The 26,943-nt window shown below is 65.6% G+C and carries 21 protein-coding genes; 20 read left to right on the top strand and 1 reads right to left on the bottom strand.

Annotated features, from left to right (window positions below):
- The first annotated feature begins 6 nt into the window (after positions 1–6).
- Complete coding sequence (locus ACSQ27_RS15540) at positions 7–1,074, top strand: tyrosine recombinase XerC (protein ID WP_436156405.1); 1,068 nt, start codon at positions 7–9, stop codon at positions 1,072–1,074.
- Positions 1,075–1,092: 18 nt separating this feature from the next.
- Here ACSQ27_RS15540 and ACSQ27_RS15545 read toward each other — a convergent pair whose 3' ends face one another.
- Positions 1,093–2,871: a sensor domain-containing diguanylate cyclase gene (locus ACSQ27_RS15545; RefSeq protein ID WP_436156406.1), complete on the bottom strand. Its 1,779-nt coding sequence runs from the start codon at positions 2,869–2,871 to the stop codon at positions 1,093–1,095.
- 185 nt (positions 2,872–3,056) lie between these two features.
- On the opposite strand from ACSQ27_RS15545, the gene ACSQ27_RS15550 reads away from it, so the two are divergent.
- The 19 genes from ACSQ27_RS15550 to ftsZ all read left to right on the top strand — a co-directional run bounded on the left by ACSQ27_RS15550 (position 3,057) and on the right by ftsZ (position 26,724).
- Complete coding sequence (locus ACSQ27_RS15550) at positions 3,057–4,247, top strand: class I SAM-dependent rRNA methyltransferase (protein WP_436156407.1); 1,191 nt, start codon at positions 3,057–3,059, stop codon at positions 4,245–4,247.
- A 171-nt stretch (positions 4,248–4,418) separates the two neighbouring features.
- Complete coding sequence (locus ACSQ27_RS15555; protein WP_436156408.1) at positions 4,419–5,489, top strand: CobW family GTP-binding protein; 1,071 nt, start codon at positions 4,419–4,421, stop codon at positions 5,487–5,489.
- 344 nt (positions 5,490–5,833) lie between these two features.
- Entirely contained in the window at positions 5,834–6,895 is a 1,062-nt protein-coding gene (dksA, locus tag ACSQ27_RS15560) for an RNA polymerase-binding protein DksA (protein ID WP_436156409.1), read from the top strand.
- 39 nt (positions 6,896–6,934) lie between these two features.
- Positions 6,935–8,788, top strand: a complete 1,854-nt coding sequence (locus ACSQ27_RS15565) for an STAS domain-containing protein (protein WP_436156410.1) — start codon at positions 6,935–6,937, stop codon at positions 8,786–8,788.
- 471 nt (positions 8,789–9,259) lie between these two features.
- Positions 9,260–9,688 carry a division/cell wall cluster transcriptional repressor MraZ gene (gene mraZ / locus ACSQ27_RS15570; RefSeq protein WP_411877957.1) on the top strand — a complete coding sequence of 143 codons (429 nt, stop codon included), beginning with the start codon at positions 9,260–9,262 and terminating at the stop codon, positions 9,686–9,688.
- A gap of 9 nt (positions 9,689–9,697) precedes the next feature.
- Entirely contained in the window at positions 9,698–10,615 is a 918-nt protein-coding gene (gene rsmH / locus ACSQ27_RS15575) for a 16S rRNA (cytosine(1402)-N(4))-methyltransferase RsmH (protein WP_436156411.1), read from the top strand.
- 16 nt (positions 10,616–10,631) lie between these two features.
- Positions 10,632–10,949 carry a cell division protein FtsL gene (gene ftsL, locus ACSQ27_RS15580; RefSeq protein WP_436156412.1) on the top strand — a complete coding sequence of 106 codons (318 nt, stop codon included), beginning with the start codon at positions 10,632–10,634 and terminating at the stop codon, positions 10,947–10,949.
- Positions 10,946–12,679 carry a peptidoglycan D,D-transpeptidase FtsI family protein gene (locus ACSQ27_RS15585; protein WP_436156413.1) on the top strand — a complete coding sequence of 578 codons (1,734 nt, stop codon included), beginning with the start codon at positions 10,946–10,948 and terminating at the stop codon, positions 12,677–12,679. Before ftsL ends, ACSQ27_RS15585 begins: the two co-directional genes overlap by 4 nt.
- Entirely contained in the window at positions 12,676–14,169 is a 1,494-nt protein-coding gene (locus ACSQ27_RS15590; protein ID WP_436156414.1) for a UDP-N-acetylmuramoyl-L-alanyl-D-glutamate--2,6-diaminopimelate ligase, read from the top strand. The genes ACSQ27_RS15585 and ACSQ27_RS15590 overlap by 4 nt, the downstream gene beginning before the upstream one ends.
- A complete protein-coding gene (locus ACSQ27_RS15595; RefSeq protein WP_436156415.1) occupies positions 14,166–15,575 on the top strand; it encodes a UDP-N-acetylmuramoyl-tripeptide--D-alanyl-D-alanine ligase in 1,410 nt (469 codons plus the stop codon). Before ACSQ27_RS15590 ends, ACSQ27_RS15595 begins: the two co-directional genes overlap by 4 nt.
- Positions 15,565–16,743: a phospho-N-acetylmuramoyl-pentapeptide-transferase gene (gene mraY, locus ACSQ27_RS15600; RefSeq protein WP_436156416.1), complete on the top strand. Its 1,179-nt coding sequence runs from the start codon at positions 15,565–15,567 to the stop codon at positions 16,741–16,743. Before ACSQ27_RS15595 ends, mraY begins: the two co-directional genes overlap by 11 nt.
- Before the next feature lie 6 nt (positions 16,744–16,749).
- Positions 16,750–18,570 (top strand): UDP-N-acetylmuramoyl-L-alanine--D-glutamate ligase, encoded by a 1,821-nt coding sequence (gene murD, locus ACSQ27_RS15605; RefSeq protein ID WP_436156417.1) that lies wholly within the window; start codon positions 16,750–16,752, stop codon positions 18,568–18,570.
- Entirely contained in the window at positions 18,567–19,823 is a 1,257-nt protein-coding gene (gene ftsW / locus ACSQ27_RS15610) for a putative lipid II flippase FtsW (protein WP_436156418.1), read from the top strand. Before murD ends, ftsW begins: the two co-directional genes overlap by 4 nt.
- Positions 19,820–20,902, top strand: coding sequence for an undecaprenyldiphospho-muramoylpentapeptide beta-N-acetylglucosaminyltransferase (murG, locus tag ACSQ27_RS15615; RefSeq protein ID WP_436156419.1), 1,083 nt, complete (start codon positions 19,820–19,822; stop codon positions 20,900–20,902). Before ftsW ends, murG begins: the two co-directional genes overlap by 4 nt.
- The gene (murC, locus tag ACSQ27_RS15620) at positions 20,899–22,332 is read left to right on the top strand and encodes a UDP-N-acetylmuramate--L-alanine ligase (protein WP_436156420.1); all 1,434 of its coding nucleotides are present in this window, start codon (positions 20,899–20,901) and stop codon (positions 22,330–22,332) included. Before murG ends, murC begins: the two co-directional genes overlap by 4 nt.
- Positions 22,329–23,306, top strand: coding sequence for a D-alanine--D-alanine ligase (locus ACSQ27_RS15625; protein WP_436156421.1), 978 nt, complete (start codon positions 22,329–22,331; stop codon positions 23,304–23,306). The genes murC and ACSQ27_RS15625 overlap by 4 nt, the downstream gene beginning before the upstream one ends.
- A gap of 19 nt (positions 23,307–23,325) precedes the next feature.
- Positions 23,326–24,111 (top strand): cell division protein FtsQ/DivIB, encoded by a 786-nt coding sequence (locus ACSQ27_RS15630; RefSeq protein ID WP_436156422.1) that lies wholly within the window; start codon positions 23,326–23,328, stop codon positions 24,109–24,111.
- A gap of 4 nt (positions 24,112–24,115) precedes the next feature.
- On the top strand, positions 24,116–25,345 hold the full coding sequence (ftsA, locus tag ACSQ27_RS15635; protein WP_436156423.1) for a cell division protein FtsA: 1,230 nt from the start codon (positions 24,116–24,118) through the stop codon (positions 25,343–25,345).
- Positions 25,346–25,494: 149 nt separating this feature from the next.
- Positions 25,495–26,724 (top strand): cell division protein FtsZ, encoded by a 1,230-nt coding sequence (gene ftsZ, locus ACSQ27_RS15640; RefSeq protein WP_436156424.1) that lies wholly within the window; start codon positions 25,495–25,497, stop codon positions 26,722–26,724.
- The last annotated feature ends 219 nt before the right edge of the window (positions 26,725–26,943 follow it).

The raw sequence follows: 26,943 nt of genomic DNA on the forward strand, positions 1-26,943 counted from the left end.
ACCGCCATGGCGCAGACGACCCCTCTCGCGCCTGAACCCGGCGGCGCCGAGCCCGCACCTGTGCCGCCCTCGCATCCCCTGGTCGAGCGCTACCTCGAGCATGTGCGTGTAGAAAAGCGCCTGGCCGCGCGCACGGTGGAGCTGTATGCGCTGGACCTGCAAAAACTCGAGGCCAACGCCCTGCAGGCCGGCGTGCAGCTGACCGAGGTTCAAAACATCCACCTGCGGCGCTGGGTCGCGCAGATGCACGGCGCGGGGCGCAGCGGCCGCGGCATCGCGCTCATCCTCTCGGGATGGCGCGGTTTTTACACCTGGCTGGGCCGCGAGGGCCTGGTCAAAGGCAACCCGGTGCAGGACGTGCGTGCCCCCAAGGCCGCCAAGCCCCTGCCCAAGGCCTTGAGCGTGGACGAAGCCGTGCAGCTGGCCGCCTACCAGGCCGACGTCACCGACGGCGACCCCTTGCTGGCGCTGCGCGACCAGTGCATCACCGAGCTGCTGTACGGCTGCGGGCTGCGCATCGGCGAGCTTGTGGGCTTGGACGTGCAAGCCAGCGCCCAGGCGCGCGGCTGGATAGACATCGATGCGGCCGAGGCCCATGTGCTGGGCAAAGGCTCCAAGCGGCGCAGCGTGCCGGTGGGGGCTGCGGCGCTGCAGTCGCTGCGGCCGTGGCTGGCGGCGCGCGGTGCCTGGGCGCGCGAGGACCCCGCCCTGTTTATCAGTGAGCGCGGCACGCGTCTGACACCGCAGCACATACGCGTGCGCCTGAAGCAGCGCTCCTTGAAGGCGGGGCTGGCCACGCCGGTGCACCCGCACATGCTGCGCCATTCCTTCGCCAGCCACGTGCTGCAGTCCAGCGGCGACCTGCGCGCCGTGCAGGAACTGCTGGGCCACGCCAACATCACGACCACGCAGGTCTATACGCGGCTGGACTTCCAGCACCTGGCCAAGGTTTACGACGCGGCGCATCCGCGGGCGGTGGCAAAAGCCGGCATGGGTGTGGCGCCGCCGCTTGTGCCGTTGGCGGCCGAACCCGCCGCCGCCGTCCCGAAAGCGGTCAAAACCGGCAAGGCCTGAGCCGGCGCCGAGGCCGTCTCAAGCGGCCTTGGGCCGGTCGCGACGGGGTTGCCGCAGGGGCTGCGGCTCCCCGAGCATGAACACCGCGCGCTTGCTGTCGGTGGACGCGGCGGCCAGGCGCTCTTCGAGTTGCGTCAGCAGGCCCTGCGCATTGGAGCCCTGCTGGGGCACCAGCGCGTAGGCCACGTGCACCTGTGCCACGCAGTCCACATGCAGGCCCTTGTAGGGCATGAGGCAACGCGCCACGATGCGCGGCCCCAGCGTGCCGGCGTCTTCCGCGTTGAACGGGCCCTCCACCAGCATGCCGAAGCGCCGCTCCGACAGCCGCGCCGCGCTGTCGATTTCGCGCGCGGTGGACAACAGGCGCTCGGCCACGCGCAGCGGCAGCTCGTCGGCCGCCTTGCGCCCGAAGTCGCGCTGGATCTGCTCGGTGTTGACCAGGTCGATGATCATCACCGCGCTCTGGTGGCGCAGCCGTTCCGAGCGCGCGATCATGCGGATCAGGCGTTCGGCGAACACATGGCCGTTGATCAGGCCGGTGGCCGGGTCCACCCGGTCCAGGCCCTGGATGCGGCGTATGTTTTCGCGGCGCTGCTGGCTGCGCAGCATCAGCACCAGCATGACGATGGGCAGGTGCAGCGCCACGCCCAGCTGCATGCCGTGTTGCGTCAGGAAGCCGATGGGCACCAGCTCGGCGTTGCGCGCCAGGGTCCAGCCGGCGGCGACCAGCACAGGCACGTAGGCCAGCATCAGCCAGGGCGCGAAACGGTCGCCGCGCCGCCAGGCCCAGCCCATGACCAGCATGCCGCTGAACTGCAGCAGCAGCATGATGGGGATGAACACATCCATGCGCGAGGCGGCAGGCACGAATGCCAGCAGCACGGCCGTCAACGCGCCCAGCACGGCCTGGCCGACCATCAGCCAGTGCAGGCGCATGGAGCGTTCAGGCAGAGACACGGCCGCGGAAATGAAGAGCAGCGTGGCCGCGGCCGTCAGCATGGGCAGCACCGAGGTCGCGACGTCGCTCCAGCCGGGCCAGGCGGGCCACAGGTGCAGGCCGGCGATGCCGGTCACGGTGGCCTGGGTCAGCCCCAGCAAGGTCACGCACAGGGCGTAAAAGCCATAGGCGGAGTCGCGCAGCGACACAGCGCCCAGCGCCGAGATCAGCGCAGCCAGGCCGGTCAGGCCGAAGAAAATGCCCAGGATCAGCGAGACGCGCTGCTCGGAGTAGCTGAGCCGCCCCTCGCTGATGAACTGCAGCGGCGCGCTGAAGGCGTGGCCGTTTTCCAGGCGCAGCAGGTAGCTGGAAGGGACCTCGGCCGACAGCGCGATGGGCAGCAGCGGGTGGCGGTGCGGCACCGGCCAGGTGTTGACCGCCACCAGGTCGCCGGCCCGCTGCTCGCTCCACTGGCCGGCGCCGTCCAGCGTGTACAGCGACGCCCGGTCTATGGATGGGTAGGGCACCTCGAGGTACCAGCGTTCGTTGTCGGGCGCGGGCGGCACCTTGAAGCGCACCCACATCGAATAACCACTGGTGACCGGGTAGATCGCGTCGGCATGCGTGGGCTTCCAGGGAATGTCGGGTGAGGCGGCGACCTGCTCGGGCGTGAACTTGCCGGTGGTGTCTATCCAGTAGTCGCCCCAGTCCTGCAGCGCCACCGGCTGTACCTGGGCGTCGAGGTCCAGCACCGTTCGCGAGCGGGCATCCAGGCTGGTCAGCGCCAGCAGTGAGCCCATCAGCAGGCTCATCGCCAGGCCCAGCAGCAAGGTCCGCACAGCCGTGGAAGTACGCGTCACATTGCCTGCAAATGGCCCGCGTTCTTTCGACTTGGCGAAAAAGTACTTAAAAATCATTAACCTACGATTGTCGCAAACTTTCGCGAAAATTACAGTCCCGACTTTTGGGGACATGGGTGGCGTTGTTTTGGGGCTCACGGGAGATGGGGCAGGGGGCCCGCGCGCCCTGCCGCGACAATAGCGCCATGAAAATAATTCGATTGCGGGATGGCAAGGAGCGCTCCCTGCTGCGGCGCCACCCCTGGATTTTTGACGGCGCCATCGCCAAGGGCGGCGGCGATGCCGGCGAAACCGTGCGGGTGGAAAGCCATGCCGGCCAGTTTTTGGGCTGGGCGGCCTTCAGTCCGGCTTCCAAAATCCGGGCGCGGGTCTGGAGTTTTGACGAGGCCCAGCGCATAGACGCGGCTTTTTTTGAGGGGCGCATCGCCCAGGCCCTGAAGGCCCGGGAACGCTTTGACATCCAGAGCGACGGCCGGCGCCTGGTCCACGGCGAATCCGACGGGCTGCCGGGCCTGGTGGTGGACCGCTACGGCGATACCCTCGTCGCGCAGTTTTCCAGCTGCGGCGCGGAGAAGTGGAAAAGCGTGATCGTCGAGGCCTTGCTGGCCCAGACCGGGTTGACCCGTATCTATGAACGCTCCGATGCGAGTTCGCGCGCGCTTGAAGGCCTGCCTGAAGTGACCGGATGGCTCAAGGGCTCCGGCGAGACCGGCATCACCATCACCGAACACGACTGGAAACTCAGCCTGGACATCGCCGAAGGCCACAAGACCGGGTTTTACCTGGACCAGCGCGACAGCCGGCAGAAGTTTGCCGCCTACACCCGCCGCCTGAAGTTCGGCCAGGTGCTCAACTGCTACTGCTACACCGGCGGCTTCACCGTGGCCGCGCTGGCCGGCGGCGCCGGGCATGTCACGTCCATCGACTCGTCGGCCCCGGCGATTGAACGGGCGCGGGCCAACGTGGCGCTCAACGGCTTTGATGCCGGCCGCACGACCTTGCTGGATGCCGACGTGAATGCTTCGCTGCGCCAGTACCAGAAGGAGGGCCGGACCTTCGACGCCATCGTGCTGGACCCGCCCAAATTCGCGCCCACTGTGACGCACGCCGAACGCGCCGCGCGGGCCTACAAGGACATTAACCGCCTGGCGCTGTCCATCCTGTCGCCCGGCGGTGTGCTGTTCACCTATTCGTGTTCGGGCGGCATCAGTGCCGACCTGTTCCACAAGATCGTGGCCTCGGCCGGCACGGACGCCGGCGTGGACGCTTTTATCTCCGAGCGCATGGGCGGCGCGCCCGACCATCCGATGACGGTGGCCTTCCCGGAGGGTGAATACCTCAAGGGGCTGGTGCTGGTGAAGCGGGTGGGCGGCTAAGAGCTGATAGCGCATAGCCGGGGGCTTGACAGCCTCTGTAAAGTAACTGTTGGCCGAGGTGGTATTCGCCTGGGCCCCGCTTGGGGCTTGAACCCGCCGCTAAACTCCCCAGCTTGGGTTCTCGCGGCCCGCCCGCATTCCCGCAACCCCCCCCGTTTTTAGGTAGACACCATGAGCTTGATTCCCGTCACCATCCTCACCGGCTTTCTGGGCTCCGGCAAGACCACGCTGCTCAAGCGCGTGCTGACCGAGGCGCACGGCCAGAAGATCGCCGTCATCGAGAATGAATTCGGCGAGGAAAACATCGACAACGACATCCTGGTCAACGACACCACGGAAAACATCATCCAGATGAACAACGGCTGCATCTGCTGCTCGATCCGCGAAGACCTGCGCGAAACGCTGCAGCTGCTGGCCGCCAAGAAACGCAAGGGCCTGCTCGACTTCGACCGCGTGGTGATCGAAACCACCGGCCTGGCCGATCCCGGCCCGGTGGCGCAGACCTTTTTCATGGACGAGGAAATCGCCGAGCAGTACCTGCTGGACTCCATCCTGACCCTGGTGGACGCGAAGCACGCCGCCGGCCAGCTCAACGACCGCCAGGAGGCGCGCCGCCAGGTCGGGTTCGCCGACCAGATCTTCATCAGCAAGTCGGATCTGGTCGCCAAGGACGAGGTCGATGCGCTGATGCACCGGCTCAAGCACATGAACCCGCGCGCCCCGCAGAAAGCCGTGCATTTCGGCGAGGTGGCGATCAAGGACGTGTTCGACCTGCGCGGCTTCAACCTCAACGCCAAGCTGGACATCGACCCCGATTTCCTCAAGGAAGACGACCACGCCGGCCATGACCACGACCATGAACACGGCGAACATTGCGACCATCCTTCGCACGCACACGACGCCAAGGACGGGCATGAAGGCCACGGCCACCATCACCACCATGACGACGACGTCAAGAGCTTCGTCTTCCGTTCCGACAAGGCCTTCAGCCCGGCCAAGCTCGAGGACTTTCTGGGCGCAGTGGTCAACATCTACGGCCCGCGCATGCTGCGCTACAAGGGCGTGCTGAACATGGACGGCACCGACCGGAAGGTGATTTTCCAGGGCGTGCACCAGCTCATGGGCAGCGACCTGGGGCCCGCCTGGGCCGAGGGCGAGAAGAAAAACAGCAAGATGGTGTTCATCGGCATCGACCTGCCCAAAGATATTTTTCTGCAGGGCCTGGAGCAGTGCCTGGTTTGAGGTAGGCTGTCCGCCTGTAGCCTATAAAAGGCGGAGGGCTTCATGTTTGTCTCGATTCTCCAACGATTTGTTTTTTGGGTGTCACAGGGCGCTGGCGAGCCGCTACAATCGCGCGCCGACCAAAATACCCGGAAAACCGAATCGGGACGCCAGCCAGGCACAAAACCGGCTAAAAAGCGGGTTGAGGACCGCGTTTTAGCGGTTTTCAGGACTGGCAGGCGGCGGACAAACCAGGAAATCTGGCAACAGCTAGGGTTGGACTGCCGCACTGCGGTAGTCTGGCCAGGAAGCCGCCGCGGGGCCCCCAGGGCCGTTCCAAGGCTGCTTTCCAGAGGAGACACATTGTGAAAGCCCCAGCGAAGAAGACCAAAACGCCCGCCAAGGCTGCAGCCAAACCGGCCGCCAAGACAGCCGTGAAGGCCAAAACGGCGCCCAAGGCAGCCGCCAAAGCCGTGAAAAAAGTTGCCAAGCCCGTGGCCAAAGCCAAACCGGCGCCCAAACCCGCCGCGAAAAAGGTTGTAAAGCCGGTGCCCAAGGCGGCACCCCCGAAAAAACCTGCCGCAGCCGTCAAGAAAACCGCTGCCAAGCCTGTGCCTTCCAAGGCCAAGGCCGTCGCCAAACCCACCAAGCCCGTGCTCAAATCTCCACCAAAACCCGCCGCGAAACCGGTCGTCAAGCCTCCTGCAGCCAAAGCCGCCGCAAAACCCGTCGCCAAGCCGGTACCGCCTGTGGCCGCCGTCGCGCCGGCCCCGGCTGCGGCCGCGGCTCCCGTGAGAGCCGGGCTCGCGGCCCCGCCTCCCCTGAAACCCGGACGGCGCAGTTCCGCGCGGGTCGCCACCCAATCACCCCCTCCCGCACCCATGGTGCCAACCCATGCGCCCGACGCAGCCAAAGCCAGTTACTCCACAATGACCGAACGCGTGATCGCGCCGCCACCCCAGGCGGCGGCCAAAAAAGACCCCAAGCTTGCCAACAACTGGAAGACCAAATCCGCCGAGCAGCTGACGGACGACGAAGTCAAGGCCATGCCCGACTCCGAGTACATGAATGAAAAGCAGCTGGCATTCTTTCGCCACAAGCTGTCGGTGCTCAAGCAGGACATCCACAACAGCGCCGGCGAGACCACCGAGCACCTGCGCGAGGACACCGTCGTGGTGCCCGACCCGGCGGACCGCGCCACCATCGAAGAAGAGCACGCCCTTGAATTGCGCACCCGCGACCGCGAGCGCAAGCTGCTCAAGAAAATCGAGCAATCGATCGCCCGCATCGACTCCGGCGACTACGGCTACTGCGACGAAACCGGCGAGCCCATCGGCGTGGGCCGGCTGATCGCCCGCCCCACGGCCAACCTGTCCCTGGAAGCCCAGCAGCGCCGGGAACTCAAGCAAAAGATGTTTGGCGATTGACGCCAGGCTGCCGATTGACGTATTTTTAGTCGTCCTTCCATGTCCAAAGAAGATACCGCTTCAGGCCTGCTGTCCAAGATGGTGAAGTTCGTCCGGAATCCGGCCACGAACTGGGCCGACCTGGACGCGGCCGCCACGGACCGGGACGAAGCCATGAGCAAGCAGTTGCTCAAGGAAATGATAGAGCGCAAGCGGCAGAACGACTTCGTGCGCAAGCGCGAATTCGACATGCTGCGCAAGATGCGCAAGCGCGAAGCCATGGTCGGCGTCGGCCAGGATCCGGGCGGCCGGCCCTCGTTCTTCCAGAGCAGCATGCCGTCCAAGCCCGACGACAGGGCCACCACGCTCAAGAAGATCGACGAGATCGAAGCGCAGATGTCCATGCAGTGGTGGAAGACCAAGAATGGCGGCATCCCCGACAGCACGCCACCGCATGCCTCGCCCACGGGCGCCAGGAACCCCTCGGTGCAGGCACCCTTGCTGGACAATGCCTTGCCGACGGCCTACAGGGCCACGGCCCCGGCCGGCCTGAGCCATAAAAAACCCGAGCCGACTACCGAAGCCTCGCCGCTGGACGCCTCGCCCACCGCACCCGACTCCCTGTCCATCGCCCTCGCGGAAGCGCGCGCCGGCGGCATGCCGCCAGCCAGGCCACCTGCTCCGGCGCCGGCGCCGGCGCCGGCGCCGGTGGGCCTGCCCGGCGGCCTGGCGGGCATCGGCCGCGCCGACGAAGGCGGCAGTTCCGGTTTCTCGCACTCCAAATTCAGCGCCGTCGATGTGGACGAAGGGGTCGAGCACGACGCCGAACTCGAAGAGGCGGCCATCCGTTTTGCCAACGGCGACGACGCCGGGGCCGAAGCCGGCCTGCTGGAAATCCTGGCCCCGAACGGCGCGCGCGCCGGCCATGCGGATACCTGGCTGACGCTGTTCGACCTGTACCGCGCCACCGCCCAGCAGGACAAATTTGAAACCGCCGCCATCCAGTTCGTCGAGCGCTTCGACCGCTCGGCGCCACAGTGGTTCTCCATGCCCGACATGGTGAAAAAACTCAGCGAACCGGCGGGCGGCAAGGCCGCCAACGGGCCCGCGGCCGACTGGATATGCCCCTCGGTGCTGGGCATACAGACGGTGGCCGCGCTCAAGGCGGCCATGGCCAAGGCCCCGATGCCGTGGCGGCTGGACTGGAAAAACCTCAAGACCATTGAAGCCGCCGCGGTAGAACCGCTGTACAAGGTGTTCAGCGGCTGGGCGGCCCAGCCCGTGCAACTGCGCTTCATGGGCGATGCGCAGCTGCAGAAGGTGCTGCAGGATGCCACGCCCTCGGGTAGCCGCGACACGGCCCAGAACTGGTGGCTTTTGCGCATGGAGGCGCTGCGCGTCACGCACCGCCCTGACGATTTTGAACTCGCGGCGCTCGACTTCTGCGTCACCTATGAAGTCTCCCCGCCGGCCTGGGACAGCGCGCGCTGCGAATACAAGCCCATAGACGCCCAGGGCGGCGTTGTGAGCGGCGAGGCCATCATCGGCGACGTCTACCGCGACTCGGTGTCTTCCAGCCTCAGCGCCATCGAAGGCGACACCCAGATGGACGCGCCGAGCTCGCAGATGAGCAACCTGTTGTCGGTGGAACTGTCCGGCCAGGTGCAGGGCGATGCGATCGCGGTGCTCGACAAGCTCGAAGCCAAACTGATGGGCGCCGACATGATGCTGATCGCCTGCTCCAAGCTGATCCGCGTGGATTTTTCCGCCGCCGGGACCCTGCTCAACTGGGTATCGGCCCGCGAAGCCGAGAACCGCGCCGTGCAGTTTTCCGACGTTAACCGCCTCGTGGCCGCCTTCTTCAATGTGATCGGCATCACCGAGCACGCCAGGGTCATGGTCCGCGTCGACTGAGGCAGTCCGCGCCTTCTTCGGCCCTGTGCAGAGGGGCCGTTTTCAATCGGTTTTACCTCCCGCGTTTCATCCGCCACCGGGCGCCGCGCCGCCCATGGCCCGCCGCCCGCGCACGCCATTTGACGCGGGCGTGCTGTTGTGCCCTGTGCAAACTGGCCTGGTCGCTATGGTTTTTATAGCGAACCCGTGGCCATCGCTCGCAACGCAAACGTGGGAGAGGGAAATAGTCCCGCTTTTTCACGCTGACTCCGCCTACGCGACACTGTTGCCTTAAAGCAATACTTTCATTGCGTCGTCTAAGTACTTAATTTAGAACGCTTTTTGATTTTCCCTTTGCATCCATAGACGCTTCTAAGTCCTTGATTTCATTGAAAAAATTTGTTTCAAATCCCTTGTTTGCAAATGGTTTCCTGCTAAAGTGGGAGGAAGTGCAATTTAGTGGTGAAAAGTGTTCTCTAAAGGTTTGTAGCAGTGTTTCAAGGTGCCTCATCGTTAGCTCTCGATACCAAAGGTCGGCTCTCCGTGCCGACCCGGCATCGTGACGTGCTGAGCGCCACCGCTTCCGGCCAGCTCACCATCACCAAGCACCCGCACGGCTGCCTGATGATTTTCCCTCGCAACGAGTGGGAAAAATTCCGCGACCGCATCGCCTCGCTGCCGATGCAGGCACAGTGGTGGAAACGCATCTTTCTCGGCAACGCCATGGATGTCGACATGGACGCCACCGGCCGCGTGCTGGTGTCGCCCGAACTGCGCGCGGCGGCGGGCATCAGCAAAGACACGGTGCTGCTCGGCATGGGCAGCTACTTCGAACTCTGGGATGCCGCCACCTACGCGGCACAGGAAGCCGAACAGATGAAGGGCGAGATGCCCGATGTCTTCAGAGACTTTTCGTTCTGAAAGAAGACGGTGAACGGCACATGGATACACCGCACCGTCCTGTTGAACGAAGCCATAGAGGCGCTTCTTGTCAACCCGGACGGCCACTACGTCGACGCGACCTTCGGGCGCGGCGGGCACTCACGGCTGTTGCTGTCACGGCTCTCGCCCCAGGGGCGGCTCACCGCCTTCGACAAGGACCTCGACGCCATCGCCGAGGCGCAGACCATCACAGACGCGCGCTTTTCCATCCGCCACGAGGGTTTTATGCACCTGGGCCAGCTGCCCGCCGCCAGCGCGGCCGGCGTGTTGATGGACCTGGGCGTGAGCTCACCGCAGATCGACAACCCGGTGCGCGGTTTTTCGTTTCGGCAGGAGGGGCCGCTCGACATGCGCATGGACACCACGCGTGGCCAGAGCGTGGCCGAGTGGCTGGCGGAAGCATCCATAGAAACCATGGCGGAGGTGATTCGTGAATATGGCGAAGAACGGTTTGCTCAACAGATTGCAAAGGCGATTGATCGTCGCCGACAGGAACGGGGCCCTCTTCGAACCACCGCTGAGTTGGCCGAAGTCGTGGCTGGCGCGGTCAAAACCCGCGAGCCGGGCAAGGACCCTGCAACGCGCACATTTCAGGCTCTTCGGATTTTCATCAACGCCGAGCTTGAAGAGCTGCAACAGGCGCTAGCCGCGTCACTGAAAGTTCTCCAACCGGGAGGCCGTCTGGTGGTGATCAGTTTTCATTCGCTCGAAGACCGCATCGTCAAACAGTTCATCGCCGCGCATTCGCGCGAGGTGTTCGACCGCCGCGCGCCTTTCGCCGAACCCAAGGCCATGCAACTCAAGGCGCTGGGCCGCACCAAACCCAGCGAAGAAGAGGTCGACGGCAATCCACGCTCGCGCAGCGCCGTGATGCGCGTCGCCGAACGCACAGAGGTGGCCGCATGACGGTCGGAGCACAGTCATGGCTCGCTTGAACCTCGTGCTGCTGCTCGCTGTGCTGGCCAGCGCGCTTTACCTCGTGCGCACCCAGTACGAATCGCGCCGCCTCTATGTCGAACTTGAAAAAGCGACGGCCGAGGCGCGCAAGATCGAAATGGACAACGAGCGCCTGCAGGTGGAAAAGCGCGCGCAGGCCACGCCCCTGAAGGTCGAGAAACTGGCCAAGGAAAAGCTGCAGATGCGCACGGTGACGCCCGCCATCACGCAGTACGTGACCCACAAGGATGCCCCGGCCGCACCGGCTTCTACGGCTTCCGAGGCTGAGGGCGCCAGGCCATGAGCCGCAGCGTTCTTTATTCATCCAGCCCCTTGCTGGCCAGCAAGACACCCGTCTGGCGCAGCAAGTTCATCGTGGCCGGCATCGCGCTGGCCTTTGCCGGGCTGGCCGGCCGGGCGGCTTACATCCAGATTTTCGGCAATGAATTTTTTCAGCGCCAGGGCGAGGTGCGCTTTGCCCGCACGCTGGAGCTGCCCGCCAACCGCGGCCGCATCCTGGACCGCAACGGCCTGATCCTCGCGTCCAGCGTGCCGGCATCCAGCATCTGGGCCATTCCCGAAGACGTCCAAGCCAGCAAGCCGCAACTGGCCGAACTGGCCCTGCTGCTGGAAATGCCGCTCGCCGAGCTCAACAAGAAGCTGGGTGACGAGGACAAAACCTTTGTCTGGCTCAAGCGCCAGGTCGACGAGCCGGTGGCCAAAAAAATCCACGCGATAGGCATCAAGGGCATTTACCAGCGCAAGGAATACAAGCGCCAGTACCCCGAAGGCGAAACCGTGGCCCACGTGGTGGGTTTCACCAACGTCGAGGATCGCGGCCAGGAGGGGATTGAGCTGGCTTTCAACAAGGACCTGGCGGGCAAGGCCGGTTCGCGCCGCGTGATCAAGGACCGCCTGGGCCGTGTCGTCGAGGACGTCGGCGAGCAGATGCCGCCCGTCGAAGGCAAGGACATCCAGCTGAGCATAGACAGCAAGGTTCAGTTCTTCGCCTACCAGAAGCTGCGCGACGCGGTCATCGCGCGCAAGGCCAAGGCCGGCAGCGTCGTGGTGCTGGATTCCACCACCGGCGAGGTGCTGGCGCTGGCGAACTATCCGAGCTACGTGCCCGACCGGCGGAAAAACCTGACCGGCGAGCAGTTGCGCAACCGGGCCCTCACCGACACCTTCGAGCCCGGCTCCACGATGAAGCCGATCACGGTGGCCATGGCGCTCGAGGCCGGGCGCATCAAGCCGCAGACCATCATTGAAACCGGGCCCGGCCGCTACAGCATCGGCGGCTTCACCATCAGCGACACCCACAACTACGGCACGCTGACGGTGGAAGGCGTCATCCAGAAGTCCAGCAACGTCGGCGCACTGAAAATCGCGCAAAAGATGAGCGCACAGGAAATGTGGGACACCTACATGGCACTGGGCTACGGGCAGAAACCGCAAATACAGTTCCCCGGCGCCGTCACCGGGCGTGTGCGGCCCTGGAAAACCTGGCGCCCCGTCGAGCAGGCGACCATGGCCTATGGCTACGGCTTGTCGGCCTCGCTGTTCCAGATGGCGCACTCCTACACGGCCTTCGCGCACGACGGCCAGATCATTCCCGTCACCATGCTCAAGAGCAGCGAGCCCGCCGTGGGCGTCAAGGTGTTTTCCGCGGAGAACGCGCACGCCGTCCGCCGCATGCTGCAGATGGCCGCCGCTCCCGGCGGCACGGGTCCGCTGGCGCAGACAGTCGGCTATTCCGTGGGCGGCAAATCGGGCACGGCGCACAAGCAGGTCGGAAAAGGTTATGCCACCAACAAATACCGCGCCTGGTTCACCGGCATGGCGCCCATTGAGGCGCCACGCATCATCGTCGGCGTGATGATCGACGAGCCCAGCGACGGCAACTACTTCGGCGGCGTGGCCGCCGCGCCTGTTTTCAGCGAAGTGGTGCAGCAGACGCTGCGCATGATGGGCGTGCAGCCCGACATGAGCGTCAAGCCGCAAATCACCACCCAGGCCGTGGAGGAGTCGTTTTGAGCACGCAGCTCCACACCCCTGAGCAGGCCGCCGGCTGGTTGCGCGAACGCGTGAGCGGCAGCCTGCGCACGGACAGCCGCAAGCTGGTCCCGGGCGACGGTTTTATCGCCTGGCCCGGCGCCGCCACCGACGGGCGCAAGTTTGTGGGCGGCGCCCTGGATGCGGGCGCCACGGCCTGCCTGGTCGAACAGGAAGGCGCGGCCGCCTACGGTTTTGAGGACGGCAAGGTCGCCGAATACGCCGGCCTCAAGGCCGCGACCGGCCCCATCGCCGCGGTTTATTTCAAGGAGCCGAGCCGGCAGCTGCGGATTTCCGCCGTCACCGGCACCAACGGCAAGACCTCGACCGCCTGGTGGCTGGCACAGGCGCTGGGCCGGCTGGGGCGCAAGTGCGGCCTCATCGGCACACTGGGCATAGGCGAGCCCGGCGCCATGGTCTCCAACGGCCTGACCACGCCCGACCCGGTGCTGCTGCAGCAGGAACTGCGGCGCTTCGCCGATGAAGGCTTTGCCGCCTGCGCGCTGGAGGCCTCCTCGATCGGCGTGGTCGAGCACCGCCTGGACGCGACCGCCATCGAGGTCGCCATCTTCACCAATTTCACCCAGGACCACCTCGACTACCACGCGTCGATGCAGGCCTACTGGGAGGCCAAGGCCGCGCTGTTCGGCTGGCCGGGCTTGAAGGCGGCGGTCATCAACATTGACGACGCCAAGGGCGCCGAGCTCCATGAGTCGCTGGCCGGCAGCGGCCTGGACCTCTGGAGCGTGTCTTGCGTGGAGCCGGCACGCCTGCAGGCCCGCAAGATCGAGCACGGCACCGATGCCTTGAGTTTTGAAGTGGCCGAGGGCGCCGAAAGCCATACGCTGGCCGCGCACCTGGTAGGCCAGTACAACGTGTCCAACCTGCTCGGTGTGCTGGGGGCCCTGCGCGCCATGGGCGTGCCGCTGGCTGACGCGGTGAAGGTCTGCACCGGCCTGCTGCCCGTGCCCGGCCGCACCGAGACCCTGGCTGTGCCGGGCCGGCCGTTGGTGGTCATCGATTACGCCCATACGCCCGACGCGCTCGAGAAAGTGCTGCTCGCGCTGCGGCCCGCGGCGGCGCACCGCGGCGGCCAGCTGTGGTGCGTGTTCGGCTGCGGCGGCGACCGCGACGCGACCAAGCGCCCTCTGATGGCGGCGGTGGCTGAAAAGAACGCCGACCAGGTAGTAGTCACCAGCGACAACCCGCGCAGCGAGAACCCGCTGGCCATCATCTGCCAGGTGCTGTTGGGCCTGAGCCACCGCGATGCCGTGCATGTGCAGGCCGACCGTGCCGCCGCCATCACGCACGCCCTGAGCCTGGCCGCCCCCGAAGACGTGGTGCTGCTGGCCGGCAAGGGCCACGAAAGTTTTCAGGAAGTGGGCGGTGTGAAGCTCCCTTTCTCCGACCGCGAGCATGCGCAGGCGGCCCTCGATGCGCTGGCTGCACTCGGGCAAGGAGCGCAATCATGATGCGCCTGCAACAAGCCCTCGATTGGCTGCCCGGCGCCCGGCTCGTGGGCGATGCCGGCGTGCAGGCCTTGCGCGTCAACACCGACACGCGCAGCCTGCAGGCCGGTGACCTGTTCGTGGCGCTCAAGGGCGAGCGTTTCGATGCCCACGACTTCCTCGCGCAAGCGAAGGCGCAAGGCGCAGTCGCGGCGATTGCCCACCACGGACTGGCGCAAGCCGGCCTGCCGGGGCTGGAAGTGGCCGACACGCGCCTGGCGCTGGGGCGGCTGGCGGCCGGCTGGCGTTCGCAGTTCCGCTTGCCGCTGGTGGCGGTCACGGGCAGCAACGGCAAAACCACCGTCACGCAGATGATCGCCTCGATACTGCGCGCCTGGAAGGCCGACAAGGCCTTTGCCACCGAAGGCAACCTCAACAACGACATCGGCGTGCCGCTCACGCTGCTGCGCCTGTCGGCCGCGCACGAAGCAGGCGTGGTCGAACTCGGCATGAACCACCCCGGCGAGATCGCCTACCTGGCCGAACTCACCAAACCCATCGTCGCATTGGTCAACAATGCGCAGCGCGAGCACCTCGAATTCATGGCCACGGTGGAAGCGGTGGCGCGCGAGAACGGCTCGGTGTTCGCGTCGCTGGATGCCGCCGGCACGGCGGTTTTTCCGGCGGATGACGACTACACCCCGCTGTGGCGCGAGCTGGTCGGAAAGCGCAAAGTGCTGACCTTCGCGCTCTCGGGCGCCGCCGACCTCACCGGCACCGCGCAATGGGAGGGCGGCTGCTGGAAGGTAGCCGCATCCACACCGGCGGGCGACACCGATTTCTCTCTGCACATCGCCGGCCGGCACAACGTCAAGAACGCTTTGGCCGCCGCGGCCTGCGCGCTGGCGGCGGGCGTGCCCCTGGCCGCTATCTCTGCGGGCCTCTCGGCTTTTGTGCCGGTCAAGGGCCGTTCCCGAGCCATCGCCGTGGCCTTGCCGGGCCGGGTGCTGACCCTGGTCGACGACAGCTACAACGCCAATCCCGATTCCATGCGCGCCGCGCTGGAGGTCCTCGCCGAACTGCCCGGCCCGCGCCTGATGGTGATGGGCGACATGGGCGAGGTCGGCGACCAGGGGCCACAGTTCCACGACGAAGCCGGGCGCCATGCGCGTGCCCTGGGCATTGAAAAACTGTTCACCCTGGGTGAGCAGTCAAAGCAGGCCGCAGCCGGTTTCGGTGGCGCGCAGGTGTTCGGCGGCATGGAAGCGCTCGCCGCCGCCGTGCTGGCCGAGCTGCCCCACACCGGCAGCGTGCTGGTCAAGGGTTCCCGCTTCATGAAGATGGAACGTGTGGTCCAGGCCATCACGGCCCATGCGCAAGATCACGCTCAACACAACCAAAACCATAAGGAAGAGCCCCATGCTGCTTAGCCTGGCCCAATGGCTCCAGTCGATTTCCCCCGAGTTCGGGTTCTTCAGGGTGTTCCAGTACCTGACCTTCCGCGCCGTCATGGCCGCGCTCACGGCGCTGCTGATCGGCCTGCTGGCCGGGCCTTTTGTGATCCGGCGGCTGATCTCGCTGAAGATCGGCCAGCCCATCCGCCAATACGCGATGCAGACGCACTTGAGCAAGAGCGGCACGCCCACCATGGGCGGCGTGCTGATTTTGCTGGCCATCGGCATCTCCACGCTGCTGTGGTTCGACCTGTCCAACCGCTTTGTCTGGATTGTCCTCATCGTCACGCTGGGCTTCGGCGCCATCGGCTGGGCCGACGACTGGCGCAAGGTGGTGCTCAAGGACCCGGAGGGCATGCGCTCCCGCGAGAAATACCTCTGGCAGTCCCTCATCGGCCTGCTCGCGGCGCTGTATCTGGTGTTCAGCATCTCCGAGAGTTCCAACCTGCGCGTGCTGGAGCTGTTCTTCAGCTGGGTGCAGTCGGGCTTTGACGTGAACCTGCCGCCCAAGGCCGGCCTGCTGGTGCCCTTCGTCAAGGAAATCAGCTACCCGCTGGGCGTTTTTGGTTTTGTGATCCTGACCTACCTCGTGATCGTAGGCTCCAGCAATGCCGTCAACCTGACCGACGGACTCGACGGCCTGGCCATCATGCCGGTGGTCATGGTGGGCTCGGCGCTCGGTGTCTTCGCCTATGTCACCGGCAGCTCGGTCTATTCCAAATACCTGTTCTTCCCGCACATCCCCGGCTCGGGCGAACTGCTGATCTTCTGCTCGGCCATGGCCGGCGCCGGCCTGGCCTTTCTGTGGTTCAACACGCACCCGGCCCAGGTTTTCATGGGCGACGTGGGCGCGCTGGCGCTGGGCGCCGCGCTGGGCACCATCGCCGTCATCGTGCGCCAGGAAATCGTGCTGGCCATCATGGGCGGCATCTTCGTGGTGGAGGCGCTGTCCGTGATGATGCAGGTGACCTGGTTCAAGTACACCAAGAAACGCTACGGCGAAGGCCGCCGCATCCTCAAGATGGCGCCGCTGCACCATCACTTCGAGAAAAGCGGCTGGAAAGAAACGCAGGTGGTCGTCCGTTTCTGGATCATCACCATGCTGCTGTGCCTCATCGGCCTCTCCACCTTGAAGCTCAGGTAAACAGGCATGCGGCATCTACAAGACCAAACCGTGTTGATCCTGGGCCTGGGTGCGTCCGGCCTGGCCATGGCGCGCTGGTGCGCGCGCCACGGAGCGCATGTGACGGTCGCCGACACACGCGAAGCGCCGCCCCTGCTCGCCACGTTGCGCGAGGAACTGCCGGGCGTCGCTTTTGTCGGCGGCGCTTTCAAGCCTGAGCTGGTGCAGGGCACGGCCGTGCGCGCCGTCTACCGCTCGCCCGGCCTGGCGCCGGCCACCATCGCCCCCGTTGCCGATGCCGCGCGCGCCATGGGCCTGCCTGTGGGCGGTGAGCTCGACCTGTTTGCGCGGGCCTTAGCGGATTTGCGCGAGCCGCCGGTTGCCGAAACGGCCGAGGCAGCTGTCGAAGCGCCTGAGTCCCCCGAGGTGCCGAGCGAGGCAGCTTTGCCCGATGTGTCCGATATGCCTGAGGCGGTCGACGCGCTTGACGAAAGCGATGCGGCCCTTGATGGATCTGATGCTCCTGCTGTGTCTGATGCACCGGAAGGCGAGCCCGCCCTGGCGGCCGATGCCTCCGGCGATATTCACGAAGCAAGCGCAGCGGTCATCCCGGATGCCGTGCCTGTGACCGACGAAGCCGGTGAAGAATCGGCACTGCCCGCCTTGCTGGCACTGGCCCAGGCCGAACCCGAGCCGGGCTACCGTCCCGCCGTGCTGGCCATCACCGGCACCAACGGCAAGACCACGGTGACCTCGTTGTTGGGCCAGCTGGTGCAGCGTGCCGGGAAAACCGTGGCCGTGGCCGGAAACATTGGCCCGACGCTGCTCGACACGCTGTCGGACCATATGGATGCACAAACCCTGCCGCAGGTCTGGGTGCTGGAACTGTCCAGCTTCCAGTTGGCCGACGTGCAGGGCTTCGAGCCCACGGCCGCCGTGGTGCTCAACATCACGCAGGACCACCTCGACTGGCACGGCGACATGGAGGCCTACACCGCGGCGAAAGCCAAAGTCTTCGGCGCCGGCACCTTCATGCTGCTCAACCGCGACGACGCGCGTGTGATGGCCATGCTGCCGCCGCCCGTCAAGGTGCGGCTGAAGGCGCCGCAACTGCGCCCGCACGCCACCTTCGGCGCCGGTGAGCCGCAACGCCCCGGCGATTACGGCATTGAAACCGTCAATGGCATGACCTGGCTGGTGCGCGCGGCCGAGGCCGACGAAACCATCAAGCGCCGCAAGGACGAAGAGGTGGAGCTGCATGTGCAGCGCCTGATGCCCATCGAAGCCCTGCGCATACGCGGGCGCCATAACGCCACCAATGCCCTGGCGGCGCTGGGCCTGGCCGTGGCCGCGGGCTGCACCCTGGCACCCATGCTGCACGGCCTGCGCGAATACCGCGGCGAGCCGCACCGCGTGGAGTCGGTGGCCGTCGTCAAGGACGTCGAGTACTTTGACGACAGCAAGGGCACCAACGTGGGGGCCACCGTGGCGGCGCTCACGGGCCTGGGCCTGGAGCGCAAGCTGGTGCTGATCCTGGGCGGCGAAGGAAAAGGGCAGGATTTCTCGCCACTGGCCGATCCCGTGTTGCGCCATGTGCGGGCCGTGGTGCTGATTGGCCGCGACGCGCCCCTCATCAAAGAGGTCCTGCCGCGCAACATCCCGACGTTGGACGCTGCCTCCATGGAAGAGGCCGTCACCCTGGCGGCGCAGCAGGCCCAGACCGGCGACGCCGTGCTGATGTCGCCGGCCTGCGCCAGCTTCGACATGTTCGACAACTATGAACATCGCGCCCGCGTCTTTTGCGAAGCGGTGCAGGCCTTGGCCCGCGACCAGGGAGAGGTGCTGTGACGGTTGCCGCGCGTCTTTCAGGCTGGTTCTCCGGCTTCGGCAAGGCCGCGGCCGATGTGCTGCCCGTCCGCCTGGGCGGGCAGAGCCTGTCGCGCACGCTGGCGGCACCGCCCGTGCGCATGGCCGGGTTCGACCAGGCGCTGCTCTGGGTCACCGTGGCCTTGCTGATGTGGGGCCTGGTCATGGTGTATTCGGCCTCCGTGGCCATGCCCGACAACCCCAAGTTCGCGCGGTATGCCCACACCCATTTCGTGACGCGCCACATAGTGTCGCTGGTAGTCGCCTTCATCGTCGCCGTCCTGGCCTTCCAGGTGCCGCTCGCGACCTGGGAAAAGCTCGCGCCCTGGCTCTTCGTCATTTCCCTGTTGCTGCTGATCCTGGTGCTGGTGCCCTTTATCGGCAAGGGCGTCAACGGCGCCCGCCGCTGGATATCCATCGGCATCATGAACTTCCAGCCCTCGGAACTCGCAAAGTTCGCGGTGTTGCTGTACGCGGCCGACTACATGGTGCGCAAGATGGAGGTGAAGGAACGTTTCTTCCGCGCCGTGATGCCCATGGCGATCGCCATCGCCATCGTCGGCCTGCTGCTGCTGGCCGAGCCCGACATGGGCGCTTTCATGGTGATCTCGGTCATCGCCATGGGCATACTTTTCCTGGGCGGCGTCAATGCGCGCATGTTCTTCGTCATCGCGGCCGTGGTGGTGGTCGCTTTCAGCCTGATGGTGATGCTCAGCGAATGGCGGCGCGAGCGGATCTTCGCTTACCTGGATCCCTGGAGCGACAAATATTCCATGGGCAAGGGCTACCAGCTTTCGCACTCGCTGATCGCCTTCGGCCGCGGCGAGATCTTCGGCGTCGGCCTGGGCGGCAGCATTGAAAAACTGCACTGGCTGCCCGAGGCGCACACCGACTTCCTGATGGCCGTGATCGGCGAGGAGTTCGGCCTGCTGGGCGTGCTGACCGTGATCGGCCTCTTCATGTGGATGACGCGCCGCATCATGCACATAGGCCGCCAGTCGATTGCGCTGGACCGCCTCTTCGCCGGCCTGGTCGCGCAGGGCGTGGGCATCTGGATAGGTTTCCAGACCTTCATCAACATCGGCGTGAACCTGGGCGCTTTGCCGACCAAGGGGCTGACCTTGCCGCTGATGAGTTATGGCGGTTCGGCGATCTTGATGAATTTGATTTCGTTGGCGGTGGTGCTGCGAATCGACTACGAGAATCGGCTGCTGATGAGGGGAGGGCGCGCATGAGCAAGCAGCACTGCGCCCTGGTCATGGCCGGTGGAACCGGCGGCCATATCTTCCCCGGCTTGGCCGTGGCTGAGGCCCTGCGTGAGCGCGGCTGGCGTGTGCACTGGCTGGGCGGCCTGGGTACGGCGAGCCGTCCCAGCATGGAAAGCCAGTTGGTACCGCCGCGTGGTTTCGCCTTCGAGCACATCGATTTTTCCGGCGTGCGCGGCAAGGGCCCGGCCACGCTGGTGTTCCTGCCGCTGCGCCTGCTCAAGGCCTTCTGGCAAAGCATCCAGGTGGTGCGCCGCGTCAAGCCCGACGTGGTGGTCGGCCTGGGCGGCTACATCAGCTTTCCGGCCGGCATGATGAGTGTGCTGCTGGGCAAGCCGCTGGTGCTGCATGAGCAGAATTCGATCGCGGGCATGGTCAACAAGGTGCTGGCCGGTGTGGCCGACCGTGTCTTCACCGCTTTCCCGGACGTGTTCCGTAAAGGTGAGTGGATAGGCAACCCGCTGCGCCCGGCCTTCACGCGCCAGCCCGGCCCGGTCGAGCGTTTTGCCGACCGGGGCGGGCCGCTCAAGCTGCTGGTGGTGGGCGGCAGCCTGGGCGCGCGCGCGCTCAATGACATCGTGCCCAAGGCGCTGGCGCTGATTCCCGCCGGCGAACGCCCGCAGGTCCGGCACCAGAGCGGTGCCCAGCAGATCGACGCGCTGCGCGCCAACTACGCGGTCGCCGGCGTGCAGGCCGAACTCACGCCGTTTATTGAAGACACCGCCCAGGCCTTTGCCGACGCCGACCTCATCATCTGCCGCGCCGGCGCCAGCACCGTGACCGAGATCGCGGCCGTCGGCGCCGCGGCGCTGTTCGTGCCTTTCCCGGCCGCCGTCGACGACCACCAGACCAGTAACGCGAAATTCCTGGTGGACCAGGGCGGCGGCTGGCTGATCCAGCAGCGCGATCTCACAGCGGAAAAACTGGCCAATATTCTGAAAACCACCACGCGCTACACCCTGCTGGAGCGCGCCCTCCAGGCCAAGACCCTACAAAAAACCGAAGCCACCGCACGCGTGGTGGCCGCCTGCGAGGAGCTGGCGACATGAAACACGCTATAAAAAACATCCATTTCATCGGCCTGGGCGGCTCCGGGATGTCCGGCATCGCCGAGGTGCTGCACAACCTCGGCTACGCCATCTCGGGTTCCGACCTGTCGGACAGCCCCACGCTGCAGCGCCTGGCAAAACTCGGCATCAAGACCTTTGTCGGCCATGCGGCGGGCAACCTCGCCAAGGTCGACGCGGTGGTGACCTCCACCGCGGTGCAGGCCGACAACCCCGAGGTGCTGGCCGCCCGCGAAAAACGCATTCCCGTGGTGCCGCGCGCGCTGATGCTGGCCGAACTGATGCGCCTCAAGCAGGGCATCGCCATCGCGGGAACGCACGGCAAGACCACCACCACCAGCCTGGTGGCCAGCGTGCTGGCCGAAGGCGGCCTGGACCCGACTTTTGTGATCGGCGGGCGCCTGAACAGCGCGGGCGCCAACGCCAAGCTCGGCTCGGGCGACTACATCGTGGTCGAGGCCGACGAATCCGACGCTTCCTTCCTGAACCTGCTGCCCGTGATGGCCGTCGTCACCAACATCGACGCCGACCACATGGAAACCTACGGCCATGATTTCGGCAATCTCAAGAAGGCCTTTGTCGACTTCCTGCACCGCATGCCGTTCTACGGCACGGCGATCCTGTGCACCGACGACCCGGCCGTGCGCGACATCCTGCCGCAGGTCTCCTGCCCCATCACCAGCTACGGTTTCGGCGAGGACGCGCAGGTGCGCGCCGTCAACGTGCGGCCGGTGGGCGCACAAATGCATTTCACGGCGCAGCGGCGCAACGGCGTCACCCTGCCCGACCTGGAGGTGGTGCTCAACCTGGCCGGCGAGCACAACGTGCTCAATGCGCTGTCGGCGATTGCCATCGCGGTCGAACTCAACGTGCCCGACGCGGCGGTGCAAAAAGCCCTGGCCGATTTTCGCGGCGTGGGCCGGCGCTTCCAGAGCTACGGCGACATGCCGGCCAAAGGCGGCGGGCATTTCACCGTGATCGAGGACTACGGCCACCACCCGGTCGAAATGGCTGCGACCCTGGCCGCCGCGCGCGGCGCGTTTCCGGGCCGGCGCCTGGTGCTGGCCTTCCAGCCGCACCGCTACACGCGCACACGCGACTGTTTTGAGGACTTCGTCAAGGTCATAGGCCAGGCCGACGCCGTGCTGCTGTCCGAGGTCTATGCCGCCGGCGAGCCGCCCATCGTGGCGGCCGACGGCCGTTCGCTGGCGCGCGCGCTGCGCGTGGCCGGCAAGCTCGAACCCGTCTTCGTCGACGAGATCGAGGCCATGCCGCAGGCGATTGTGGACAACGCCTTGGGCGGTGACGTCGTGATGTGCATGGGCGCCGGCTCCATAGGCCAGGTGCCCGCCCGGGTGGTCGAGATGCTGGATCCGGCCGCACCCCCCAAGACCTCAGGAGCCCCGGCATGAAACAGAACGAGAACACCTCCCAATTCGGCAAGGTCGCCGTCCTGATGGGTGGCATGTCGGCCGAGCGCGAAGTCTCGCTGATGTCGGGAAGCGGTGTGCTCAAGGCACTGCGTTCGCGCGGTGTCGATGCCCATGCTTTCGACCCGGCCGAGCGCGACCTCTCCCAGCTCAGGAAAGACGGCTTTGCGCGCTGCTTCATCGCCTTGCACGGCCGCTTCGGCGAAGACGGCACGGTGCAGGGCGCGCTGGAGCTTCTGGGCATTCCCTATACCGGCTCAGGCGTCATGGCCTCCAGCATGGCCATCGACAAGGTCATGACCAAACGGGTGATGATTTCCGAGGGGCTGCCGACGCCGCAATACCGTTTGCTGCGCCGCGGCGCTTATGGCGCAGCCGACATCGCCGCCGTGCCCGACGCGCTGGGCCTGCCGCTGATCGTCAAGCCGGCGCGCGAGGGTTCTTCCATAGGCCTCACCAAGGTCACGACCCGCGAGGGCATGGCCGATGCGGTGGCGCAGGCTGAAAAGCTGGATGCCGACGTGCTCTGCGAGCAGTTCATCAGCGGCGATGAAGTGACCTGCCCGGTGCTGGGCACTGGTGCCGGCGCACATGCACTGCCGGTGATCCGCATCGTTGCGCCCGACGGCAACTACGACTACCAGAACAAATACTTCACCGACACCACGCAGTACATCGTGCCTTGCGGGCTGCCCGAAGGCGAAGAAGCCGTCATCCAGCAGCTGGTGCTGGATGCCTTTCGCATCCTCAACTGCCGCGGCTGGGCGCGCGCCGACGTGATGATCGACAAGAACACGCGCAAGCCTTATTTGCTCGAAATCAACACCTCGCCCGGCATGACGGGCCATTCGCTGGTGCCCATGTCCGCGCGCGCGGCCGGCATCTCCTACGAAGACCTGTGCGTCGAAGTGCTCAAGACCGCCACGCTGGACCACCAGAAACAGGGGGAGGCGTAATTTGAAACGCAGAACGCCCATGCCTACCGCCATGCCGCTAGACGTCAAGCTCATGAACACCTTCTCGGTGGTCCTGGGCCTGGCGTTTGCTGCCATGGTCGTGGCGCTGGGCGTCGCCTGGGTGCTGCGCCAGTCGCTGTTCAGCCTGAGCGCGATCCGCGTGCAGGGCGACCTGATGCACAACAACGCGGTCACGCTGCGCGCCAACGTGGCGCCCCGGCTGGCCGGCAATTTTTTCACGGTGGACCTGGCCGCCACCCGCGCGGTGTTCGAGTCCGTGCCCTGGGTGCGGCGGGCGCTGGTGCAGCGCGAATTCCCGAACCGCCTCAAGGTGGTGCTACAGGAACACAAACCAGTGGCCTTCTGGGGCGCCGAAAGCGACGCGCGCCTGGTCAATAACTTTGGCGAGGTGTTCGAAGCCAACCAGGGCGAGGTCGAAGCGGAAGTCCTGCCGGTGCTGAACGGCCCGCAAGGCCAGGCGCCGCTGGTGCTGCAGGCCTACCAGGTGCTGTCGCCCCTGTTCGACGAGACGGATGCCTCGCTGGAACAGCTGCAGCTGAGCGGCCAGGGCAGCTGGCGCGCCCAGCTCGACAACGGTGCGGTGATCGAGCTCGGCCATGGTTCGCCGCAGGAAATCGAGGCGCGCACGCGGCGCTTTCTCGCCACGGTGACGCAGGTGTCTTCGCGCTACGGACGGGACCTGGAGTCCGCCGACCTGCGTTACGGCAACGGCTATGCGATCAGGCTCAGGGGTGTCACCACGGGAAACCCCGCTGACAAAGACGACGGAAAGAAAAAAAGGTAAATATATGGCCAAGGAATACAAGGATCTCGTGGTTGGGCTGGACATCGGCACCAGCAAGGTCATGGCCGTGGTGGCCGAGGTCATGCCGGGCGGCGAGCTCAAGCTCGCGGGCCTGGGCATCGCGGCGAGCAACGGCCTCAAGCGCGGCGTGGTGGTCAACATCGACGCCACGGTGCAGAGCATCCAGCAGGCCCTGAAAGAGGCCGAGCTGATGGCCGACTGCAAGATCGCCCGTGTCTACACCGGCATCACCGGCAGCCACATACGCGGCATCAATTCCAGCGGCATGGTGGCGGTCAAGGACAAGGAAGTCACGCAGGCCGACGTGGCGCGCGTGATCGAAACCGCCAAGGCCATCAACATCTCGACCGACCAGCGCCTGCTGCTGGTCGAGCCGCAGGAGTTCGTCATCGACGGCCAGGACGTGCGCGAGCCCATAGGCATGAGCGGCATACGCCTGGAAGCCAAGGTGCACATCGTGACCGGCGCGCAGAGCGCGGCCGAGAACATCATCAAGTGCGTGCGGCGCTGCGGCCTGGAAGTGGACCAGCTGATGCTCAACCCGCTGGCCTCCAGCCTGGCGGTGCTCACGCAGGACGAGCAGGAGCTGGGCGTGGCGCTGGTCGACATAGGCGCGGGCACCACCGACGTCGCCATCTTCACCGGCGGCGCCATCCGACACACCGCGGTGATCCCGATCGCCGGCGACCTGATCACCAGCGACATCGCCATGGCACTGCGCACGCCCACCAAGGACGCCGAAGACATCAAGGTCGAAAGCGGTTATGCCAAGCAGTTGCTGGCCGACCCGGACCAGCAAGTCGAAGTCCCCGGCCTGGGCGACCGTGGCCCGCGCATGCTGAGCAAACAGGCGCTGGCCGGCGTGATCGAGCCGCGCATCGAGGAAATTTTCTCGTTGGTCCAGCAGGTGATACGCGAGTCGGGTTATGAAGAGGTGCTGTCCTCCGGCATCGTCATCACCGGCGGCAGCGCCGTCATGCCCGGCATGGTGGAGCTCGGCGAGGACATTTTTCTCAAGCCGGTGCGGCGCGGCATACCGCGCTACTCCAGCGCGCTGTCCGACATGGTGGCCCAGGCAAGGGCCGCCACCGTGATGGGCCTGCTCGAAGAGGCCCGGCTGGCCCGCATGCGGGGCTACAAGGTGTCGCAGAAGGCGGGCAGCGTGCACAACGCATTCGGCAAGGTCAAAGACTGGTTTGTGGGGAACTTCTGACCATGAAAACCTATTCCACCTTTATCGGCAGGCCTTCACGTTGCATGCATTCGGGCGGGGCGGATCCCCCTGCGTGAGAAAGCCATGTCAACCATAAATACAAATTTCCGATTATTGGCAACTGCAGTTTATTGATTAGGAGGCTCCCAATGAGCATCGAAATGATTGAAATCGAAGAATTCAACCAAGGCACACAGATCAAGGTGATCGGTGTCGGCGGCGGTGGCGGCAATGCCGTCGGGCACATGATCGAATGCGGCGTGCAAGGCGTCGAGTTCATCTGCGCCAACACGGATGCGCAGGCGCTCAGCCGCGGTAGCGCGCACAAGACCATTCAGCTGGGCAGCAGCGGCCTGGGCGCGGGCAGCAAGCCCGACAAGGGCCGTGACGCGGCCGAGCTGGCGGCGGACGACATTCGCAGCGCCATCGACGGCGCTCACATGCTGTTCATCACCGCCGGCATGGGCGGCGGTACGGGTACCGGCGCGGCGCCCGTGATCGCGCGCATCGCCAAGGAGATGGGCATCCTGACGGTCGGCGTGGTGACCAAGCCTTTCGAATTCGAAGGCGGCCGCCGCATGACCAACGCCGACCTGGGCCTGGCCGAGCTTGAAGCCAACGTCGACTCGCTGATCGTGGTGCTGAACGAAAAGCTGCTCGAAGTGCTGGGCGACGACGTGACGCAGGACGAGGCTTTCGCGCATGCCAACGACGTGCTGAAAAACGCCGTCGGCGGCATCGCCGAAATCATCAATGTCCCCGGCCATGTGAACGTCGACTTTGAGGACGTGCGTACCGTGATGGGCGAACCTGGTAAGGCCATGATGGGCACGGCCAAGGCCAACGGCCCGGACCGCGCCCGCATTGCCGCCGAGCAGGCCGTGGCCTGCCCGCTGCTCGAAGGCATTGACCTGTCGGGCGCCAAGGGCGTACTGGTGCTGATCTCGGCGGCCAAGGGCTCGCTCAAGCTGAGCGAATCCAAGCTGGCGATGAACACCATCCGCGCTTATGCCTCGCCCGATGCGCACGTGATTTACGGCACGGCCTATGACGACGAACTGGGTGATGAAATCCGCGTGACCGTGGTCGCGACCGGCCTGTCGCGCCAGGGCGTGCGCCGCCATGCGCCGCCGCTGCAGGTGCTGCGCACCGGTACCGACAACGTGCCTTTCAACGTGCCTACGCTGAACACCACGGCCGGTGCCGGCGGTGCGACGCAGATGGGAACGGGTTCGGCCCAGCCGGATTACGGGAACATGGCGGTGCCTAGCGTTTGGCGGACCAACCGGACGCAGGCTGCGGCCAAGGTGGATGCTTTGGCTTCGGGCGGTATGGACGACTTCGAGATCCCAGCCTTTCTCCGCAAACAAGCCGATTAATGGGTGTAAAGCTACTGCGCGGGCCGATCTTGCGTCTGTGGTGCTCGCCGTACCTGAGTACGGCTCCGCTCCTCGACGCAACCTCGGGCCGCTCGCTACGCTTTCCATCCCATTAATCTCCGTTGGGGGGCATGCTTCGCTTCCCCTGCTTGCATTCGATTAATCGCCATTGGCTAGTGGACCTGGCGCGCGTCGTTGGGGTTGCTGGTTTGCGCCCTA

Source organism: Polaromonas sp. LjRoot131 (assembly GCF_964252805.1).
Lineage (GTDB): Bacteria > Pseudomonadota > Gammaproteobacteria > Burkholderiales > Burkholderiaceae_C > Polaromonas.

Excerpts from the sequence above, each read along its gene's own strand:
- murG (WP_436156419.1), top strand. The coding sequence starts at position 19,820 with ATGAGCAAGCAGCACTGCGCCCTGGTCATGGCCGGTGGAACCGGCGGC.
- ACSQ27_RS15595 (WP_436156415.1), top strand. The coding sequence starts at position 14,166 with ATGATGCGCCTGCAACAAGCCCTCGATTGGCTGCCCGGCGCCCGGCTC.
- ACSQ27_RS15585 (WP_436156413.1), top strand. The coding sequence starts at position 10,946 with ATGAGCCGCAGCGTTCTTTATTCATCCAGCCCCTTGCTGGCCAGCAAG.
- ACSQ27_RS15540 (WP_436156405.1), top strand. The coding sequence starts at position 7 with ATGGCGCAGACGACCCCTCTCGCGCCTGAACCCGGCGGCGCCGAGCCC.
- murC (WP_436156420.1), top strand. The coding sequence starts at position 20,899 with ATGAAACACGCTATAAAAAACATCCATTTCATCGGCCTGGGCGGCTCC.
- ACSQ27_RS15550 (WP_436156407.1), top strand. The coding sequence starts at position 3,057 with ATGAAAATAATTCGATTGCGGGATGGCAAGGAGCGCTCCCTGCTGCGG.
- ACSQ27_RS15630 (WP_436156422.1), top strand. The coding sequence starts at position 23,326 with ATGCCTACCGCCATGCCGCTAGACGTCAAGCTCATGAACACCTTCTCG.
- mraY (WP_436156416.1), top strand. The coding sequence starts at position 15,565 with ATGCTGCTTAGCCTGGCCCAATGGCTCCAGTCGATTTCCCCCGAGTTC.
- ftsZ (WP_436156424.1), top strand. The coding sequence starts at position 25,495 with ATGAGCATCGAAATGATTGAAATCGAAGAATTCAACCAAGGCACACAG.
- ftsA (WP_436156423.1), top strand. The coding sequence starts at position 24,116 with ATGGCCAAGGAATACAAGGATCTCGTGGTTGGGCTGGACATCGGCACC.
- murD (WP_436156417.1), top strand. The coding sequence starts at position 16,750 with ATGCGGCATCTACAAGACCAAACCGTGTTGATCCTGGGCCTGGGTGCG.
- ftsL (WP_436156412.1), top strand. The coding sequence starts at position 10,632 with ATGGCTCGCTTGAACCTCGTGCTGCTGCTCGCTGTGCTGGCCAGCGCG.
- ACSQ27_RS15565 (WP_436156410.1), top strand. The coding sequence starts at position 6,935 with ATGTCCAAAGAAGATACCGCTTCAGGCCTGCTGTCCAAGATGGTGAAG.
- ACSQ27_RS15625 (WP_436156421.1), top strand. The coding sequence starts at position 22,329 with ATGAAACAGAACGAGAACACCTCCCAATTCGGCAAGGTCGCCGTCCTG.
- ACSQ27_RS15555 (WP_436156408.1), top strand. The coding sequence starts at position 4,419 with ATGAGCTTGATTCCCGTCACCATCCTCACCGGCTTTCTGGGCTCCGGC.